The 19,083-nt window shown below is 63.9% G+C and carries 17 protein-coding genes and 1 pseudogene; 5 read left to right on the top strand and 13 right to left on the bottom strand.

From position 1 onward, the window contains the following. Nucleotides 1-159: 159 nt before the first annotated feature. The 4 genes from M2361_RS22385 (at nt 160) to ftsB (ending at nt 4,061) form a co-directional block, all read left to right on the top strand. Nucleotides 160-1,812, top strand: coding sequence for a CTP synthase (locus tag M2361_RS22385; RefSeq protein WP_259251845.1), 1,653 nt, complete (start codon nt 160-162; stop codon nt 1,810-1,812). A gap of 200 nt (nt 1,813-2,012) precedes the next feature. Continuing rightward, nucleotides 2,013-2,297: a DUF1330 domain-containing protein gene (locus tag M2361_RS22380; RefSeq protein ID WP_046802646.1), complete on the top strand. Its 285-nt coding sequence runs from the start codon at nt 2,013-2,015 to the stop codon at nt 2,295-2,297. A 4-nt stretch (nt 2,298-2,301) separates the two neighbouring features. After that, nucleotides 2,302-3,588, top strand: coding sequence for a phosphopyruvate hydratase (eno, locus tag M2361_RS22375; RefSeq protein ID WP_050447681.1), 1,287 nt, complete (start codon nt 2,302-2,304; stop codon nt 3,586-3,588). Nucleotides 3,589-3,659: 71 nt separating this feature from the next. Next, entirely contained in the window at nt 3,660-4,061 is a 402-nt protein-coding gene (ftsB, locus tag M2361_RS22370) for a cell division protein FtsB (RefSeq protein WP_259251844.1), read from the top strand. A 7-nt stretch (nt 4,062-4,068) separates the two neighbouring features. Here the strand turns inward: ftsB and M2361_RS22365 are convergent, their stop codons facing one another. The 13 genes and pseudogenes from M2361_RS22365 to M2361_RS22305 form a co-directional block, all read right to left on the bottom strand. Further along, nucleotides 4,069-4,800, bottom strand: a complete 732-nt coding sequence (locus tag M2361_RS22365) for a pilus assembly protein (protein ID WP_259251843.1) — start codon at nt 4,798-4,800, stop codon at nt 4,069-4,071. A 90-nt stretch (nt 4,801-4,890) separates the two neighbouring features. Then, nucleotides 4,891-5,820, bottom strand: coding sequence for an Hsp33 family molecular chaperone HslO (gene hslO, locus M2361_RS22360; protein WP_100857271.1), 930 nt, complete (start codon nt 5,818-5,820; stop codon nt 4,891-4,893). A 73-nt stretch (nt 5,821-5,893) separates the two neighbouring features. Further along, the gene (locus tag M2361_RS22355; RefSeq protein ID WP_259251841.1) at nt 5,894-6,415 is read right to left on the bottom strand and encodes a gamma carbonic anhydrase family protein; all 522 of its coding nucleotides are present in this window, start codon (nt 6,413-6,415) and stop codon (nt 5,894-5,896) included. Nucleotides 6,416-6,649: 234 nt separating this feature from the next. Continuing rightward, a pseudogene (locus tag M2361_RS22350) lies at nt 6,650-8,296 on the bottom strand (acyl-CoA synthetase); the annotation flags it as partial. Between the two features lie 129 nt (nt 8,297-8,425). Then, on the bottom strand, nt 8,426-9,298 hold the full coding sequence (locus M2361_RS22345; RefSeq protein ID WP_259251840.1) for a UDP-2,3-diacylglucosamine diphosphatase: 873 nt from the start codon (nt 9,296-9,298) through the stop codon (nt 8,426-8,428). 97 nt (nt 9,299-9,395) lie between these two features. Beyond that, the gene (locus tag M2361_RS22340) at nt 9,396-9,911 is read right to left on the bottom strand and encodes an RDD family protein (RefSeq protein ID WP_259251838.1); all 516 of its coding nucleotides are present in this window, start codon (nt 9,909-9,911) and stop codon (nt 9,396-9,398) included. A 116-nt stretch (nt 9,912-10,027) separates the two neighbouring features. Next, a complete protein-coding gene (locus M2361_RS22335; protein WP_035212795.1) occupies nt 10,028-10,216 on the bottom strand; it encodes a hypothetical protein in 189 nt (62 codons plus the stop codon). 257 nt (nt 10,217-10,473) lie between these two features. Continuing rightward, nucleotides 10,474-11,832 carry a class I SAM-dependent RNA methyltransferase gene (locus M2361_RS22330; protein ID WP_310508933.1) on the bottom strand — a complete coding sequence of 453 codons (1,359 nt, stop codon included), beginning with the start codon at nt 11,830-11,832 and terminating at the stop codon, nt 10,474-10,476. A 529-nt stretch (nt 11,833-12,361) separates the two neighbouring features. Beyond that, nucleotides 12,362-12,790, bottom strand: a complete 429-nt coding sequence (locus M2361_RS22325) for a CopD family protein (RefSeq protein ID WP_172616216.1) — start codon at nt 12,788-12,790, stop codon at nt 12,362-12,364. A gap of 262 nt (nt 12,791-13,052) precedes the next feature. Next, on the bottom strand, nt 13,053-14,501 hold the full coding sequence (locus M2361_RS22320) for a bifunctional 2-methylcitrate dehydratase/aconitate hydratase (RefSeq protein ID WP_259251836.1): 1,449 nt from the start codon (nt 14,499-14,501) through the stop codon (nt 13,053-13,055). A 76-nt stretch (nt 14,502-14,577) separates the two neighbouring features. Further along, nucleotides 14,578-15,771, bottom strand: a complete 1,194-nt coding sequence (gene prpC, locus M2361_RS22315; RefSeq protein WP_259251835.1) for a 2-methylcitrate synthase — start codon at nt 15,769-15,771, stop codon at nt 14,578-14,580. 96 nt (nt 15,772-15,867) lie between these two features. Then, the gene (prpB, locus tag M2361_RS22310) at nt 15,868-16,758 is read right to left on the bottom strand and encodes a methylisocitrate lyase (protein WP_259251834.1); all 891 of its coding nucleotides are present in this window, start codon (nt 16,756-16,758) and stop codon (nt 15,868-15,870) included. A gap of 178 nt (nt 16,759-16,936) precedes the next feature. Beyond that, nucleotides 16,937-17,926: a malate dehydrogenase gene (locus tag M2361_RS22305; RefSeq protein WP_006218122.1), complete on the bottom strand. Its 990-nt coding sequence runs from the start codon at nt 17,924-17,926 to the stop codon at nt 16,937-16,939. Nucleotides 17,927-18,272: 346 nt separating this feature from the next. On the opposite strand from M2361_RS22305, the gene M2361_RS22300 reads away from it, so the two are divergent. Continuing rightward, entirely contained in the window at nt 18,273-19,052 is a 780-nt protein-coding gene (locus M2361_RS22300; protein WP_100857264.1) for a GntR family transcriptional regulator, read from the top strand. Nucleotides 19,053-19,083 lie beyond the last annotated feature (31 nt).

Here is a 19,083-nt window from a genome sequence, read left to right as displayed (position 1 = left end):
CGGCGCTGTCAGCCCACGTGCAAGCGCCGCGCCGCGGGGACTGTTTGAGTGCTGCCAAATGTTACTCGTCATCGCTAGGGGAAAACCCAAATAACTTCCGCCTCCCGGCTATAATCCAAATTTCCCGCACGCGCCCGCTCGTCCCGGGTGCTCATTACGATGACCAAATACGTATTTGTCACCGGCGGAGTGGTGTCTTCCCTGGGCAAGGGCATCGCCGCTGCGTCGCTCGCCGCCATCCTCGAGTCGCGTGGTTTGCAGGTCACCATGCTGAAGCTCGACCCGTACATCAACGTCGATCCGGGCACGATGAGCCCCTTCCAGCACGGTGAAGTGTTCGTCACCGAAGACGGCGCCGAAACCGATCTGGACCTGGGCCACTACGAGCGCTTCATTTCCGCTCGCATGCACAAGGTGAACAACTTCACCACCGGCCAGATCTACGAATCGGTGCTGCGCAAGGAACGGCGTGGCGACTACCTGGGCAAGACTGTCCAGGTCATTCCGCACATCACCAACGAAATCCAGGACTTCATCGCTCGTGGCGCTGAAGCGGGCTGGAACGGCAACACGGACGTCGCCATCGTCGAAATCGGCGGCACCGTGGGCGACATCGAGTCCCTGCCTTTCCTGGAAGCCGCGCGTCAGATGAGCCTGCGCATGGGCCGCAACAACGCGGCCTTCGTGCATCTGACCCTGGTGCCGTTCATCGCCTCCGCCGGCGAACTGAAAACCAAGCCCACGCAGCATTCGGTCCAGAAGCTGCGCGAAATCGGTATCTATCCGAACGCGCTCTTGTGCCGCGCCGACCGTCCCATTCCGGACGACGAGCGCGCCAAGATCTCGATGTTCTCGAACGTGCCGCTGGACGCCGTCATTTCCGTGTGGGATGCCGACTCCATCTACAAGATTCCCGCCATGCTGCACAAGCAAGGCGTGGACAACATCGTCTGCGAAGCGCTGGGCCTGACCCCGCCGCCGGCCGATCTGTCCATGTGGGACAACCTGGTCGAAGCCCTGGAGCACCCGCAGCACCAGTTGACGATCGGCATGGTCGGCAAGTACGTCGACCTGACCGAATCGTACAAGTCGCTGACGGAAGCCCTGGTCCACGCCGGCATCCACACGCGCTCGAAGATCAACATCGAGTACATCGATTCGGAAGACATCGAAACCCGCGGTACCGACCAACTGAAGCATCTGGACGCCATTCTGGTTCCGGGCGGCTTCGGCAAGCGCGGCACCGAGGGCAAGATCGCCGCCATTCGCTTTGCCCGTGAAAACGGCGTGCCCTACCTGGGCATCTGCCTGGGCATGCAGTTGGCCGTCATCGAGTTCGCGCGCCATGTCGCCGGCCTGGGCGGCGCCAACAGCACGGAATTCGATCCGTCGGCGCCCCACCCGGTGGTGGCATTGATCACCGAATGGATGGACCGCGAAGGCAAGGTCGAAAAGCGCGACAACTCGTCCGACCTGGGCGGCACCATGCGCAAGGGCGCGCAGCGCGTGCCGATCAAGCCGGGCACCCGTGCGCAGACCATCTATGGCGATGAAGTGAACGAGCGTCACCGTCACCGCTACGAGGTCAACAACGTCTACGTGCCGCGCCTGGAAGAGGCCGGCATGGTGATCAGCGCCCGCACGCCGACCGAGAACTTGCCGGAAATGATGGAATTGCCCGATCACCCGTGGTTCGTGGGTGTGCAGTTCCACCCGGAGTTCACGTCCACGCCGCGTGATGGCCACCCGTTGTTCTCCAGCTATATCCGCGCCGCCATCGAGCAGAAGTCTCGTCGCGGTCAGGGGGCGTAATGCGGGTTCGCGGTCTCGAGTTCCGTAAGCGGATCCTCGGGGCCGCGGCCCTGTCCCCCAGCGCCGCACTATGCGGCGGCGCTGCTTTCGGATACAACCAATTAGCATCGGATATGCGTCGCCAGACCGCCTTGGGCGACACTGGCGGCTTTGCCGTATCCGGCGTCCCCCTTTCAACGCCACTGCTCTGAAGGAACCCCATGAGTGCTTACATCATCGCCGAAGTCACGGTGACCAAGCCCGCGCAATACGAGGATTACAAGCGTCTGTCCACGCTCGCCATGCGCGCGTACGATGCCAAGGTCCTGGTGCGAGGCGGCGAGACCAAGCACCTTGAGGGCCGTAAGCCTGGCCGCACCGTCGTGATGGAATTTCCGTCCATGACCGCCGCCCAGGCCTTCTACGACTCCTGGCAGTACCGCCGTGCCCGCAACGCCCGTGAGGGCGCGGCTGTCATGAATATGTTTATCGTTCAGGGAATGTAAAGTCATGAGTGCAATCGTCGATATCATCGGCCGCGAGATTCTGGATTCGCGCGGCAACCCCACCGTGGAATGCGATGTGCTGCTGGAGTCCGGCGCCATGGGCCGTGCGGCCGTGCCGTCCGGCGCCTCCACCGGCGCCCGCGAAGCCATCGAACTGCGTGACGGCGACAAGGGCCGTTATCTGGGCAAGGGCGTGCTGCGCGCCGTTGAAAATCTGAACACCGAGATCTCCGAAGCGCTGATGGGCCTGGACGCCCAGGAACAGACCTTCGTTGATCGCACCTTGATCGAACTGGACGGCACGGAATCCAAGGAACGCCTGGGCGCCAACGCCATCCTGGCCGCCAGCATGGCCGTGGCCCGTGCCGCCGCCGACGAATCCGGCCTGTCGCTGTATCGCTACTTCGGCGGCAGCGGCCCCATGAGCATGCCCGTGCCGATGATGAACGTCATCAACGGCGGCGCGCACGCCAACAACACGCTCGATCTGCAAGAACTGATGATCCTGCCGGTGGGCGCGGGCAGCTTCCGCGAAGCCCTGCGCTGGGGTGCTGAAGTCTTCCACATGCTGAAGAAGCTGATCCACGGCCAGGGCATGTCCACGGCTGTGGGCGACGAGGGCGGTTTCGCCCCCAACGTGCCCAGCCATGAAGCCGCCATCCAACTGATCCTGAAGGCCATCACCGAAGCCGGCTACGAGCCGGGCACGCAGATCGCCCTGGGCCTGGATTGCGCCAGCTCGGAGTTCTACCGCGACGGCAAGTACACGCTGGCCGGCGAAGGCGGCATCTCGCTGTCCTCGCAGGAATTCACCAACCTGCTGGCCACCTGGTGCGACAAGTACCCGATCATCTCCATCGAAGACGGCATGGCCGAAAACGATTGGGACGGCTGGAAGCTCTTGACGGACCAGTTGGGCAAGAAGGTGCAATTGGTGGGCGACGACCTGTTCGTTACCAACACCAAGATCCTGCGTGAAGGCATCCAGAAGGGCGTCGCCAACTCGATCCTGATCAAGATCAACCAGATCGGCACGCTGACCGAAACCTTCGCCGCCATCGAAATGGCCAAGCGCGCCGGCTACACCGCCGTTGTGTCGCACCGCTCGGGCGAAACCGAAGACTCCACCATTGCCGACATCGCCGTGGCAACCAACGCCATGCAGATCAAGACGGGTTCGCTGTCCCGTTCGGATCGTATGGCCAAGTACAACCAGCTCTTGCGCATTGAAGAAGAGCTGGCTGAAGTGGCCTCGTATCCTGGCCTGGAAGCTTTCTACAACCTGCGTTGATGGGAAGCGCGGTGGCAGCGCCTGGCGCCGCCACCGCATCCACGCCACGACTGCTCTGAGGGTTCTCGCGTATGCGCCTGTTGTTCCTGGTGCTGTTCGTGCTGGTCGGCTTGATCCAATATCCGCTGTGGCTGGGTAAGGGAGGCTGGTTCAAGGTCTGGGATCTGCAACGCCAAGTGGCCGAGCAGCGCGAGACCAATGAAGGCCTGCGCGCGCGCAATTCGGCGCTGGAAGCTGAAGTGCGCGATCTTGAAGGGGGCACCGGGGCCATCGAAGAGCGTGCGCGCGGTGAACTGGGCATGATGCGCGAAGGCGAAGTGTTCGTTCATGTTCTGCCGCAGAATGTGCAGCCGCCCGCCGTTGGCGCCTCGGTGGCAACCGGCGGAGCCGCCAAGCCTGCGACGCCCGCGCGCGGCAGCGCGGCGGCCGCCAAACCTCCTGCCAACGCCGCAGGCACCCCCCCACGACACTGACGCCATGTCAGTGGCAGCGGGCGTTGCGGCATGCGCCCGCCACGACCTCCGCAGGGTATCGCCCGCTTCCCGTCCAATCCACGGGGTGCGAGTGCATTTCTATTTCCAATTCAATCTGAATCGGCAGCAAGCCATGCTGGCGGGCCAGGCCCGCATAGCTGGCATCGTTGCGGCCCAGCGTTGCCAATACGGCGCGCACGGGCGCAATCCAGGGCTTGTGCAGATAGGTCAGGCGCAGCGCCAGGGTGTTGGCGTCAAAGATGGTGGGGCCTCCGGGGCGTGGGGGCCTGCGCGCGTGTTGCAGATCCTGGTAATCATTGTCGATAGCGCGCCGGCCAAGCGCCGCGGGCACATCCAGCCCGGCACGGCCATGCTCGCGAAAGGCGCGGGCGTCGGGCCGCAGCACTTCGATGCGCCATGGTGTCAGGCCGGTGGACGCCGTGTGCTGGGCATGCATGCGCGTAAGTTGCCGCCAGGCGCCCGCTTCGCCCTGGGCGCTGGCATGCAGGGGCAGCAAGCCCTGAAGAAAGGCGTCGCGAATTCGGATGGGTTCGCCGTGGGCGGTCGCGCCCGCGCGCGCCGCCTCCATCAGCGCCACGTGCGCCATGTGGCGCACGGCCTGCCAGCGCGCGGCTTCCACGCCCAGCAGGCCCAGCAGTAACACCATGGCGCCAGCCACGGCGAATTCGATGGCGGCGGCGCCCCGCTGACGCGGCGCGACAAAGAAAAAGGCGGTCATGGCTGCGCAGTGTGGCGCGGGCATGACCGCCTGTCGATACGGACAATCCGGCGTGATGGAAACGTCCCGCATGGGGGGGACGCGGCACTATCAGTGGACGGTGGGAGGGGCGTCGTCGGCCGGAGGTTGGTTGGGCGAGAACAGCGTGGCGCAGTCGACGGCGTCGAACTTGTATGGCTTGCCGCAGAAGTCGCAGGACACATCCACCTGGCCGCGCTCGGCCAGGACGCTGTTGACTTCCTCTTCGCCTAGCGAACGCAGCATGCTGGCCACGCGCTCGCGCGTGCAAGGGCAATGCCAGCGCACGGCCACCGGGTCGAATGCCAGCAGGGTGTCTTCCCAGAACAGGCGATGGATCAACGTGTCGATGTCGGCTTCCAGCACTTCGTCGCGCTTGAGCGTGCTGGCCAATGCCACGACGCGATCCCAGGTGTCGGCCGCCGCTTGCTCGGTCAACAGCGGTGCATCGGTACCGCCGTGGAAAGGCAGGCGCTGCACGAGCATGCCCGCGGCATGGTCGGCGTCGGCGGCCAGCCACAAGCGCGTGTCGAGCTGTTCGGATGCCTTCATGTAGTGCTGCAGCGCCTGCGCCACCGTCTCGCCTTCCAGCGGGACGATGCCCTGGTAGGTCTGCTGGCCGGGCAGCTTGCGCTGCGGGTCCAGCACCACGATGAAGCGGCCGTTGCCGCCCGGGTTAAGCAGGCTTTGCATGGTGCCGTCGGCAGGCACTTCGTGGCCTTCGCGCACCTTGACGGTGGCGCGCAGGCTCAAGTCGGAACGGCATTCCACCACCAGCAAGGCGATGGGGCCGTCGCCCTGGATCTGTAGCACCAGCGAGCCATCGAATTTGATGTTGGCGGCAAGCAGGGTGGACGCGGCGACCAGTTCGCCCAGCAGGTGGGTAATGGCGGGCGGATAGTCATGGTTGGCCTGGACGGCCTTCCAGGTCGCGTCCAGGCGCACGGCCTGGATGCGGACGCTGCGGTCTTCGGTAAGGTATTTTTTCAGCTGATCGGTCATGGGGGGAATCTTAGCCGATCAGGCGGCCCAATTCCCGTGTCGCCAGCAGGGCTTCGGGCCGCGCCCGTGGGGCTCAGGCCAAGCGTTTGAGCGCCGTCTTGTAGTGTTGGCCGCGCGCCACGTAATGGGCCGTGTTCTTGTGCAAATTGTCGATTTCTTCTTCCGACAGTTCGCGCACCACTTTGCCGATTCCGATCACCAGCGAGTTGTCTGGAATGATTCGGCCTTCGGGGATGATCGCGCCCGCGCCGATCAGGCAATTCCGGCCGATCACGGCGTTGTTCAGCACGATGGCCTGCATGCCCACCAGCGCGCCTTCGTGGATGGTGCAGCCATGCAGCATGGCTTGATGGCCCACGGTGACGTTCGGGCCGATCGTCATGGGACAGCCGCTGTCCACGTGCAGGACGCTGGATTCCTGGATATTGGTGCCACGGCGGATCAGGATGGCGTCGTTGTCGCCCCGGATCGATACGTGCGACCAGATGCTGACGCCGGCTTCCAACGTGACGTTGCCGATGATGTCGGCGCTGTCGGCGACATAGGCGGCAGGGTCAATGTGGGGAATCAGGTCGTCAAGCTGGTAAATGGGCATTGCCTAGGTCTCCGGTAGCTTTTCTGGATCCGGCGGGGAAGATGGGGCCGATTGCGCCGAGGAGGCCGGCTGGGCGGGTGCCACGTCCGTGGCCCCGGGTTGCTCTGCGGCCGTAGCCAGGGAGGGTGCAGTTGGGGCAGCCGCAGCCGGGGAGGCAGACGCAACCGAGGCAGGCGCAACCGAGGCAGGCGCAACCGAGGCAGGCGCAACCGAGGCAGGCGCGGGCATGGCACGCGCGCGTTCTTCTTCGCGCAGGCGCAGGATGCGGCGTTGGATCTTACCGGTGGTGGTCATCGGCAATTCGTCGACGAACTCGATCTCCTTCGGATATTCGTAGGGCGCCAGGCGCTCACGCACATGTTCCTGCAGGTTTTCGATGACGTCGGCGCGGTCGCGCTGGGCGAACTCGGGCGTCAGCACGACATAGGCCTTGACCAGCGCACCGCGCTCGGCATCCGGCTTGGGCACCACGGCAGCGTTGGCCACGGCTGGATGGCCGATCAGGCAGCTTTCGATTTCTCCTGGGCCGATGCGATAACCGGCCGACTTGAACACGTCGTCGGCGCGGCCGGCATACCAAAGGTAGCCGTCCGCATCAACGGTGGCCAAGTCGCCCGTCAGGCACCAGTCGCCCTTGAATTTGGCCTGGGTGGCGGCTTCATTGCGCCAGTAGCCCAGGAACATCACCGGGTCCGGATAGCCATGGATATCCAGCCGGTTGACTGCGATTTCGCCGGTTTCGCCCGGCGCCACCGCTTGCCCGGCATCGTTCAGCACTGCCACCTGGTGGCCAGGATACGGGCGGCCCATGCTGCCCGCGCGGGCGGGCCAGCGCTTCTGGCTATTGCCCACCACGTAGTTCATTTCGGTCTGGCCGAACATCTCGTTGGGCGTCACGCCCAATGCCGACTGGCACCAGCCAAAAACAGTCTCGCCCACGCTTTCGCCCGCGCTCATGATGGAGCGCAGCGCCAGCTTGTAGTGGTTGCGGGGTTCCGGCACCGCCTTCATCATCATCTTCAGGGCGGTGGGAAAGAGGAAGGTGTTGGTGACCTGGTAGCGCTCCATGAGCTCGAACGCGCGCTCGGGCGAAAAGCGGCCGCGCGTGCCCACGATGGGATGGCCGAAATACAGAGTCGGCAACAACGCGTCCATCATGCCGCCGGTCCAGGCCCAGTCGGCGGGCGACCAGAACACGTCAGCGGGCTTGGGAAACCAGTCTTGCGAGGCCACGAAGCCCGGCAGGTTGCCGATCAGCACGCTATGCGGCAGCAGGGCGCCCTTGGGCGCGCCGGTGGTGCCAGATGTGTACAGCAGGATGGCGGGGTCCGACGAGCGGGTCGCAATAGCCTTGAATTCGTTGGGCTGGCGGGCCAGCAGGCTGCGCCAGGGCAGCACGCGCTCATCCGCGAATCCGATTCCGATGATCTGCTGCAGGTGGGGGCAGTTGTCGCTTACCGCCAGAAGGTTGGCGCTGGAGGCGTGGTCCACGATGGCGACTCGCGTTTCGGAGTCGCGCAGGCGGCTTTCCAGCGCCTCGGGGCCGAACAATGCCGACAAGGGCAGCACAACGCCGCCAACCGTGTAGATGGCCATGTGGGCCACAACCGTTTCCGGCCGTTGCCCCAGCACCACACCGACGCGGTCGCCCCGGCCCACGCCCATCTTCACCAGGCCGTTGGCCAGTTGATTGACGGCTTCGGCCAGGCGGGCATAGGTCCAGACCTCGCGGTTGCCGGATTCGTCTTCGTAGTAGATGGCGATGCGCCGCGCATCCGGACTACTGGATGCCCAGCGGTGGCAGCACGCTTCCGCGATGTTGAACTGGGTGGGAACCAGCCAGCGGAATGATTGGTAGAGCGCCTGATATTGGTCGTTCATGGCCCTATGTTGTAAGCATGTTGCAGCTGCGTGAACGGACCGGCTCGCCCGTTGGCTCAGATGCAAGCATGACCTAGAGGGCCGTGAACTGCAATATCCCCGTTGCGTAATGGGGACGCATTCGGGTTATCACGGGTGTTTGCCTTGGCGGCGCAGGGCAGACGGCAGGGCAGGAAGCGACAGCGAACGCGGGGGGCGGGCAGCGGGGTCGGTCTGCCGTTCGGCCTGGATGGCGGCCCAGTCCAGCAGTTGCAATTGGCCCTCGTGGGTTTCCGCCAGGGCCGACAGGCTTTCCACCCAGTCACCATCATTGCAATACAGAATGCCGTTGACATCGCGCAGTTCGGCCTTGTGGATGTGGCCGCACACGACACCGTCCAGCCCGCGCCGGCGCGCCTCACCCGCCAGTGCCTCTTCAAAATCCGTGATGAAGGACACCGCGTTCTTGACCTTGTGCTTCAGATACTGCGACAGCGACCAGTAGTGCAGGCCCAACCGGTGGCGCAGCCGATTGAAATGGTGGTTGATCCACAAGGCCAGTTGGTAGAGACCGTCGCCCAGATGCGCCAGCCAGCGGCTGTGCTGGATCACGCCGTCGAACTGGTCGCCGTGCAGCACCAGCAGGCGCAATCCCTTGGCCGTGACGTGTACGTCTTCGTCCAGGATTTCAATGTCGCCAAATGCGTAGCCCGCGAATTCACGCGCGAACTCGTCATGGTTGCCGGGGATGAACACCACCCGCGTGCCGTTGCGGGCCTTGCGCAAGATGCGCTGGATGACGTCGTTATGCGCGCGTGGCCAATGCCAGTGCTTGCGCAGTTGCCAGCCGTCCACAATGTCGCCCACCAGATACAGGGTGTCCGAGTCGTTGTGGTCCAGGAAATCGAGCAGGAATTCCGCCTTGCACCCGGCAGTGCCCAGGTGTATGTCGGAAATCCAGAGGGCACGCCAGTGTGCGGGGCGGATCTCGTTCACGGTCGCTTCCATGTGGGCTGTCGTCATGCCTAGGAATGAGACCAGCCGGCCATGACGGCCGTGTGAAGCATTCGTGACGCTGTTGTGACGGTCGGTCGACGCCGCCGTCGCGCTGCGGCGTCTATTACGCCTTCTGGCGTCCAGGCGCGTTGCGCAACCGGGTACCGAGCAGCCGGTCATGCAGGAACTGGCCGTCAGGGTCGAACCAGGACCAGATGAAGATCGTGAAGGGGGCGGCAACGATGAACATGTCCACCGACGGCCAGCCGGTCAGGCTGGCGGCACCCCACACCACGGCCGCGCCGGCCAGCACCAGCGGCCAGACCAAGACGTAGCGCAGGATCAGGCGGGGCATTTTCGGGGTGTTGCCGTCGCGGTCCACCAGTCTGATGTTCCAGGTTTTCATGGGCAGCGTCTGCCCACGGCGGCGCCAGCACAGCACGAAGTAGGCGCCAATGGCGACGAACAACCACGCTTGCCGGGCCGGACGCAGCTCCAGCGCGTTCTTGCTTTGGGTCAGCGTGTCCAGCAGGTAGCCGGCCAGGAACACGACGCCGAACAGCAGCACGGCTTCATACATCATGCAGGCGAATCGGCGCAGCCGATTGGGAGTCTGGTCGAGGTAGGCGTCGGTTGTCATGGGTCGCCATTATCCGACAAAAAAAAACCCGCCGGTAAGGGCGGGTCTATAAAAGGGGCTATGCAGCCCCCAAGGGGAAAATCATTCGGGCCGCAGACTCAGGCCCAGGTGAAGCTTCAGGCGGCGGAGTGCGCGTTCTTGGCGCTCGTCTTGCCAGCCAGGGCCTTCACGCCGTGGGCCAGCTTACGCAGGCCGGCGGCCAATGCCCGCATCGGGTGCGGACGGAACTGTTCTTCAATTGCCTGGAGCATCAGTTGGCGCTCGAGTTCGTCGGTCAGGCGGATGGTGTTGTTCGGGTTGATCACAATAGCCTCCACGGGCTTGCTCAGTTGTTTAGCTACTAGGGATAACCCGAATTATAGGGGTTAACCCTGGGCTTGTGCAAGTGGCAGATGCAAGCTGGTGCAATGTGGCAACACCTTGGTGCTGATAATGCCCCAAATCCGAGCGTCGGGGCACCATAAGCAAAGATACGGGCGCCATGTTGCGGCGCTTTTACAACGTGGTGGCAAGCCCGAAAGAATGGGGAAGCCCGGGCGAGAAACGCCCGGGCCGAGTGCGTTCAGGCGTCGCGGTAGCCGGCGGCAACCAGCTCGAAGCCGAAGAGGCGGCAGTCCAGGGCACCGTTGTACAACGGTACGCGGCGCTTGGGCTTCAAGCGCATCTGGTTGGGCAATGTCATGTCGCTGGTGATGACGTGCAACTGCCAGCCCGCGAAATTGCGTTTCAGGCAGGAGGCCCAGTCGCGCCACAAGTCGGCGTCCTGTTCGGTCAGCATGCGCTCGCCATAGGGCGGGTTGGTGACGATCCAGCCGTGGTCGGCGGGCGCCGTTATCTGGCGGGCGTCGCCGACTTCAAAGCGGATCGAATCGGCCGTCAGCCAGGCGCGCTCGGCGTTGTTCTGAGCGAATTCAATGGCTTGCGGATCCAGGTCGTAGCCCACGAGCGGCGCGTCCAACTGCGGCAGGATGCGCGAACGGGCGTCGTCCTTCAGGTCGCGCCAGCGGTAGGCGTCGTGGTCGCGCAGCCGTTCGAAGCCGAACGGGCGCGAAATGCCGGGAGGCACGCCAAGCGCAATCCAGGCCGCTTCGATCAGGATGGTGCCCGACCCGCAGAACGGGTCCAGCAGTGGCGCGGCGGGGTCCCAGCCGGCCAGGGCCAGCATGCCGGCCGCCAGGTTTTCGCGCAGCGGCGCTTCGCCCTTGTCCAGGCGCCAGCCGCGCTTGAACAGCGATTCGCCCGACGTGTCCAGGTACAGCGTGGCCGTATGGCCGGTCAGGAACAGGTGGACGCGCGCGTCCGGGCGCACCGTGTCGATGCTGGGGCGTTCGCCTTCCAGCTCGCGCAGGCGGTCGCAGATGCCATCCTTGGCGCGCAGGTTGCAGTACTGCAAGCTCTGCACCGGGCTCTTGATGGCCGAAGTGTCCACGCGCAGCGTCTGTTCTGCGCCGAACCAGCGTTCCCAGGGGGTGTCGCGGGCCAGGTCCAGAATATCGTCTTCATGCGAGATTTCGGCGTGCGCCACCTGCACCAGAATGCGGGTGGCCAAGCGCGAGTACAAGTTGGCGCGCTGCACGCCTGCCCAGTCGGCCGTGAACGAGCAACCGGCCCGACCGGCCTGGGCGTCGTCGTAGCCCAGCGCCTGCATTTCGGCCGTCAGGGCTTCTTCCAGGCCTTGCGGGCAGGGGGCGAACACCGTGAACACTTCCGCCTGGCGGGTTTCGCGCGGGCGGCGGCTGCGGGTTTCGACACGCGGGGCGCGGTCTTGATAGTCATCGCGCGGTGCGTCGGCGTAATCGTCGCGCGCTTCGGTGAATTCCGGTTCCGGGGTGTGCTCGGGCGGTTCGGCCTGGAAGTCGGGAGCGGGGCCGTCATCTTCGAACGGGTCGTAGAAGCGGCCTGCCGGCGTGGCTGGCGCAATGTACTGGTCATCGAGGCGCGGCGCGCGTTGTGGCGGACGGCCTGAACGGGCGCTGGGGGCGGCGTCGCGGCGCGAGTCGTCGGAACGCCCACGGGCGGGCTGCCCGCGATCGAACCGGCCACGTTCGGCATTGCCACGATCAGAGCTGCTACGTTCGGAGCCCCCCCGTGCAGATCCCCCGCGTTCGGACGAGACCCGTTCCGCCGAGCCTCGGCCGGCAGCGCCACGACCTTCGCCACGGCTCGGTTGCCCGCGCTCGTACTGGCCGCGCGCGCCAGCGCCCGGTTTGCGGCGCGCCTCTTCTTCCTGGCGGCGTTGGTAGCCTTCAGGATCCTTTTGGCGTTCTACGTTTTCTTTGGTGCGCGAGATCTGCGCGACCAGCCTGGCGCGGGCGCCGGTGCGGGTGCGTTTGGGCGCTTCTTCGGCATGGGCGTCGCGCGCCGTTTTTTTGATCGTCAGCGTCTTGCGCGGGCGGTCCTTGTCATCAGAGGACATACGAATCCTGGCGAATGTGCAAAGGTAGGGGGAATCAGAAGGGTTTGACGACGACCAGCGCCACCACCACCAAGAGCAGCAAGACGGGAACTTCGTTGAACCAGCGATAGAACTTGTGCGAACGGGTGTTTTTGCCCTGTTCGAACTTACGCAGCATCAAGCCACAGGCGTGATGGTAGCCGATGACGAGCAAGACGAAAAAGAGTTTGGCATGCATCCAGCCGTTGCCCGGACCCACGCCGATGCGGTAGCCCAGGTACAGCCACATGCCGAACACAACGGCGACCACGGCCAGAATGGTGGTGAAGCGGTACAGCCGGCGCGCCATGCCCAGCAGGGTTGCCTGGACGGAAGCGTCCGATTGCTGCGCCAGGTTCACGAAAATGCGCGGCAGATAGAACAATCCGGCAAACCAGGAAGCGATAAAAACAATGTGAAAGGTCTTGACCCAAAGCATGCCCATGGCAAGCCTCCGTCGAGGAAAGCCGCATTGTAAGGCCGCCGATGTGGGTGGGATGTAGGATGGGTGAAGCGCGACACGCCCGCCCCAAGGTCGCTGACATCAAACGCGCGTAACCCATCAAACAACGCTGAACGACAAGCCGACCACCGCAATCCCCCCGACGCGCTCCGCCCGGGCAGCGTACGTTCCGTTCCCGTTCCGCATGGGTTGCGCGCGTTCGGCACTTGCGCCATTGCAAGCGGTCACGCGCGCTTCACCCATCCTACGTGTACAAGTCGACGTATTCGTGGACCGGCATGGCTTCCAGCGCTTTTTGATCCAGCGACACCTCAAGGATGCGGCGTTGCTGCTTGGCTGCGAACATGCGGGCCAGATTGGTGCGGAACTTGGCTTCCAGTAAGGGGATGCCATCGGCGCGGCGGCGCTTGTGGCCGATGGGGTATTCGCAGACGATTTCATCCAGCCTGGATCCGTCGTTGAATTCCACCGTCAGCGCGTTGGCGATCGAGCGCTTGTCCGGGTCGTGGTAGTCGCGGGTGTAGGCGGGGTCTTCCACGCAGACGATCTTGTCGCGCAGGATGTCGATGCGCGGATCGCGCGCGACCTCGTCTTCGTAGTCGCCGGCGGTCAAGCGGCCGAACAGCACCGGCACCGCCACCATGTACTGGATGCAGTGGTCGCGGTCGGCGGGGTTGTTCAGCGGGCCCTTCTTGTCGATGATGCGGATGCACGCTTCATGCGTGCGGATCGTGATGGCCTTGATGTCGTCCGCGCTTTTGCCCAGCGCCTTGAGCTTTGCGTGGATGTCCATGGCGCATTCCACGGCGGTCTGCGAATGGAATTCCGCCGGGAACGAAATCTTGAACAGCACGTTCTCCATCACGTAGCTGCCATACGGCCGCTGGAACTTGAACGGCTGTCCCTTGAAGAGCACGTCGTAAAAGCCCCAGGTCTTGGCGCTAAGCACCGACGGGTAGCCCATCTCGCCGGTTTTCGCGATCAGCGCCAGGCGCACGGCGCGGCTGGTGGCGTCGCCCGCGGCCCAGCTTTTGCGGCTGCCGGTGTTCGGCGCGTGGCGATACGTGCGCAGGCTTTGGCCGTCGACCCAGGCCAGTGACACGGCGTTGATGACTTCGTCGCGGTCCAGGCCCAGCATCTGCGCCACCACGGCGGTGGACGCCACCTTGACCAGCACCACGTGGTCCAGGCCGACCTTGTTGAAGGAATTTTCCAGCGCGATGCAACCCTGGATTTCATGCGCCTTGATCATGCCGGTCAGCACGTCACGCATGGTCAGCGGGGGCTTGCCGGCAGCGACAGCCGTGCGCGACAGCCAATCGGCCGTGGCCAGGATGCCGCCGAGATTGTCGGACGGATGGCCCCATTCGGCGGCCAGCCAGGTGTCGTTGAAATCCAGCCAGCGGATCATCGTGCCGATGTTGAACGCGGCCTGGACGGGGTCAAGCTGGAACGGCGTGCCGGGCACCTTGGCGCCGTTGGGCACTACGGTGCCAGGCACGATCGGCCCCAGCAGCTTCTTGCACGCCGGGTATTCCAGCGCTTCCAGGCCGCAGCCCAGCGTGTCGATCAGGCAGTTGCGTGCAGTCTCGTACGCCAGGCTGCTCTTGATCTCGTAGTTGAGAACGTAGTCCGCGATATCGACCAGGACCTGATCGGGATCGGGACGTACGTTTGAGATTGGGGCGGACATTGCGAACCCTCCTTAGCGAAGAAGTGAATACAGGTGGCCATGCCGCGCCTTGTTCTCGTTCTGGTTGCGGGCCGCCTTACTTGCGCTTGTCCAGCGGCACGAACTTCTGATCTTCCGGACCGACGTAGTTGGCGGTGGGGCGGATGATCTTGTTGTCGATGCGCTGCTCAATGATGTGGGCCGACCAGCCTGCCGTGCGCGCGATGACGAACAGCGGGGTGAACATGGCGGTGGGCACGCCCATCATGTGGTAGCTGACGGCCGAGAACCAGTCCAGGTTGGGGAACATCTTCTTGATGTCCCACATGACCGTTTCCAGGCGTTCGGCGATGTCGAACATCTTGGTGCTGCCGGCCTTCTTGGACAGCTTCTTGGCCACGTCCTTGATGACCTTGTTGCGCGGGTCGGACACGGTGTAGACGGGGTGGCCAAAGCCGATGATGACTTCCTTGGCCTCGACGCGGCGGCGGATGTCGGCTTCGGCTTCGTCCGGCGTGTCATAGCGCTTTTGCACGTCGAACGCCACTTCGTTGGCGCCGCCGTGCTTGGGGCCGCGCAGCGCGCCGATGGCGCCGGCAATCGACGAGAACATGTCCGAACCCGTGCCGGCGATGACGCGCGCGGTGAAGGTCGATGCATTGAATTCGTGTTCGGCGTACAGGTTCAAGGAGATGTGCATCGCCTTGACCCATTCGTCGCTGGGCTTTTCGCCGTGCAGCAAGTGCAGGAAGTGGCCGCCGATGCTGTCGTCGTCGGTTTGCACGTCGATCATGTGGCCGTTGTGGCTGTAGTGATACCAGTACAGCAGGGCCGAACCCAGGTTGGCCATCAGGCGGTCGGCGATGTCGCGCGCGCCCGGAGTGTTGTGGTCGTCTTTTTCAGGCAGCACGCAGCCCAGCACCGACACGGCGGTGCGCATCACGTCCATGGGGTGGCTGGATGCCGGCAGCGCTTCCAGCGCCACTTGCAATTGGGCGGGCAGGCCGCGCAGGCTCTTCAGCTTTTGCTTGTACGCGGTCAGTTCGGCCTTGTTGGGCAGCTTGCCGTGGACCAGCAGGTGGGCAATTTCCTCGAACTCGCTGGTGTGGGCGATGTCCAGGATGTCGTAGCCACGGTAGTGCAGGTCGTTGCCGCTGCGGCCGACGGTGCACAGCGCGGTGTTGCCCGCAACCACGCCCGACAGGGCAACGGACTTCTTGGGTTTAAAACCGGCTTTCTCTTCCGGCTTGGCGTCCGGCTTGGCTTCTTGCTTTTTGGGAGCCGTGCTCATGTCTCTACTCCTTCACTTTCGCTGTGGTCGATGCAATGGGGAACTAGCATGGCGCCGCGAGGGTATCGCGGCGCCGGATACCGAAGGCGCGGCGGTTTACGCTTTGCCCTTCTGGAAGAGCGCATCCAGTTTGGATTCGAATTCGTGATAGCCGATGCGGTCGTACAGCTCGTCGCGCGTCTGCATCAGGTCCACCACGTTTTTCTGGTGGCCGTCGCGGCGGATGGCGGTGTAGACGGCCTCGGCGGCCTTGTTCATGGCGCGGAAGGCCGACAGCGGGTACAGCACCATGCCCACGCCTACGCTCTTGAGCTCTTCGACCGTAAATAGCGGCGTCTTGCCGAACTCGGTGATGTTGGCCAGCACCGGCACCTTCACGGCTTTGACAAAACGGTCATAGGTGGGCAAGTCGTAGGCGGCTTCGGCGAAGATGGCGTCGGCGCCGGCTTCCACGCAGGCCAGCGCGCGTTCGATCGCGGCGTCCACGCCGTGCGACGCAATGGCGTCGGTGCGGGCGATCAGGTAGAAGTCGCTGTCGGTGCGCGCATCGGCCGCGGCCTTGACGCGGTCGGCCATTTCTTCGGTAGTGACAATTTCCTTGCCCGGACGATGGCCGCAGCGCTTGGCGCCGACCTGGTCTTCGATGTGGCAGGCGGCCGCGCCGAACTTGATCAGGCTCTTGACGGTGCGGGCGATGTTGAACGCCGACGGGCCGAAGCCGGTATCGATGTCCACCACCAGCGGCACGTCGCACACGTCGGTGATGCGGCGCACGTCAGTCAGCACGTCGTCCATGGTGTTGATGCCCAGATCGGGCAGGCCCAGCGAACCGGCCGCGACACCGCCGCCCGACAGGTAGATGGCGCGGTAGCCGGCGCGCTTGGCCAGCAGCGCGTGGTTGGCGTTGATGGCGCCGATGATCTGCAGCGGGCTTTCTTCGGCAAGGGCGCGGCGGAAGAGGGCGCCGGGCGATTCGGGTCTGGACATGGAGGTCTCCGTTCTTATGGCTAGCCCACGACCTTATCGCGGGTCCGGAATATAAATCTGTCCCCTACGCGACAATCCCGGCGCGGCCGGGCCAAGAGACAGGTGTATGTTTCGGCATGATCGCTACACAGAAGAATTGGGCCCGCATCAACGGGCCCAATCCTGATTCAAGCGCTGCTTACTTCAGCAGGTCCTTGACGCCGTCGCGCTCTTCCAGCAGCTCTTTCAGCGTGAAGTCCAGGCGCTCGCGCGAGAAGGCATCGATTTCCAGGCCTTCGACACGCTTGTATTCGCCGTTTTCGGTCGTGACCGGCACGCCGTAGATGATGCCTTCCGGAATGCCATACGAGCCATCCGACGGAACGCCCATCGTGACCCACTTGCCGTTGCTGCCCAGGACCCAGTCACGGACGTGGTCGATGGCGGCGTTGGCGGCCGAAGCGGCCGAGGACAGGCCACGGGCTTCGATGATGGCGGCGCCGCGCTTGCCGACGGTGGGGATGAACGTGTCGCGGTTCCAGGCGTCATCGTTGATGAGCTTGGTGAGCGACTCGCCGCCGACGGTGGCGAAGCGGAAATCCGGGTACATCGTGGGCGAGTGGTTGCCCCAGACGATCAGGTTTTCGATGTCGGCAACCGGCTTGCCCGACTTGGCCGACAACTGCGACAGGGCGCGGTTGTGGTCCAGGCGCAGCATGGCGGTGAAGTTCTTTGCCGGCAGGTCCGGCGCCGACTTCATGGCGATGTAGGCGTTGGTGTTGGCGGGGTTGCCCACGACCAGGACCTTGACGTTGCGGCTGGCCACGTCGTTCAGGGCCTTGCCTTGCGCCGTGAAGATCTGGGCGTTGACCGACAGCAGGTCCTTGCGTTCCATGCCGGGGCCGCGCGGACGGGCGCCAACCAGCAGGGCCACGTCGGCGTCCTTGAAGGCGGTGCGGGGATCGCTGTGAGCGGTCACTTCCTGCAGCAGCGGGAAGGCGCAGTCATCCAATTCCATGATGACGCCCTTCAGGGCCTTTTGCGCTTTCTCGTCGGGGATTTCCAGCAGTTGCAGGATGACGGGTTGATCTTTACCCAGCATTTCGCCGGAGGCGATGCGGAATAGCAGTGCGTAACCGATTTGGCCGGCGGCGCCGGTGACGGCGACACGCAAGGCAGGCTTGGACATGGACGTTCTCCGTAATGGTTTGGCGAGAAAAAATCTCACCAATCAGTGTAATCGTTGGGGCATCAAAAACAGCGCGCACAAGCAAGCCGGCGCGGGGCCCTGACAGCCGTGAATCCTAGAACGATTTCCAGGGGGCGTCAAACGCTCTTCTATCTTATATAAGACATAAGACGTTGGACAGCGTCTGGCCCGATATGCCACAATAGAGCGTTTATTCGAATGCGTTGCAGCCCGGTCTCTTGTGCCCCCTGACAGCGCATTTTGGATGTGGGTTTGCATCCCGTTTGCATCTTGTTTGCGCCGCCCTCCCATCATCCGGATGAACATGACACTTTCAAGAAGATCCATGGCAGAGCCTCGGCCCGAAACCTCCTTACGCACACGCGCCGCCCGTTCAACGGGCGAGGGGGCCGCTTTCAGTCCGCTCTATCGCCAGATCAAGGATCTGCTCGTTCAAAGTCTTGAGCGCGGCGAATGGAAGCCCGGTGAACTCATCCCCAGCGAAATCGATCTGGCTGCCCGTTTTCAGGTCAGCCAGGGTACGGTGCGCAAGGCGGTTGATGAGTTGGCCGCCGAGCACATGCTGCTGCGTCGCCAAGGCAAGGGCACCTTTGTCGCCACCCACCACGAAGCCCGCGTGCGCTACCGTTTTCTGCGCCTGGCCGCCGATGAAGAAGGCGAGGCCGGCCGCGCCGAAAGCCGCATCCTGGAATGCCGGCGCCTGCGCGCGCCCGCCGAGATCGCCCGCGCCCTGGACCTTCGGGCCGGCGAAACAGTCGTGATGATCCGCCGCCTGCTGTCCATGGGGCAGACACCCACCGTGGTGGACGACATCTGGCTGCCTGGTTCCATTTTCCGTGGTCTCACCCTCGAGCTGCTGACCGCCAACAAGGCGCCGCTCTATGGTTTGTTTGAATCCGAGTTCGGCGTGAGCATGGTGCGCGCGGACGAGAAGCTGCGCGCGGTGATCGCGCCGGCCGAAGTCTGTCCGCTGCTTAATGTTTCCGCCGGCACGCCGTTGTTGCAGGTAGATCGGGTGTCTTACACCTATGGTGACCGCCCCATGGAAATCCGCCGGGGTTTGTACTTGACCGATCGATACCACTACCGCAATAGTCTGAATTGATGAGCTTTTACACTACGATTTGATACCAACC

The sequence above is a fragment of the Achromobacter sp. JUb104 genome, from assembly GCF_024806975.1.
Classification (GTDB): Bacteria; Pseudomonadota; Gammaproteobacteria; order Burkholderiales; family Burkholderiaceae_B; genus Achromobacter; species Achromobacter spanius.
This window is presented reverse-complemented; position numbering and strand designations above follow the sequence as displayed.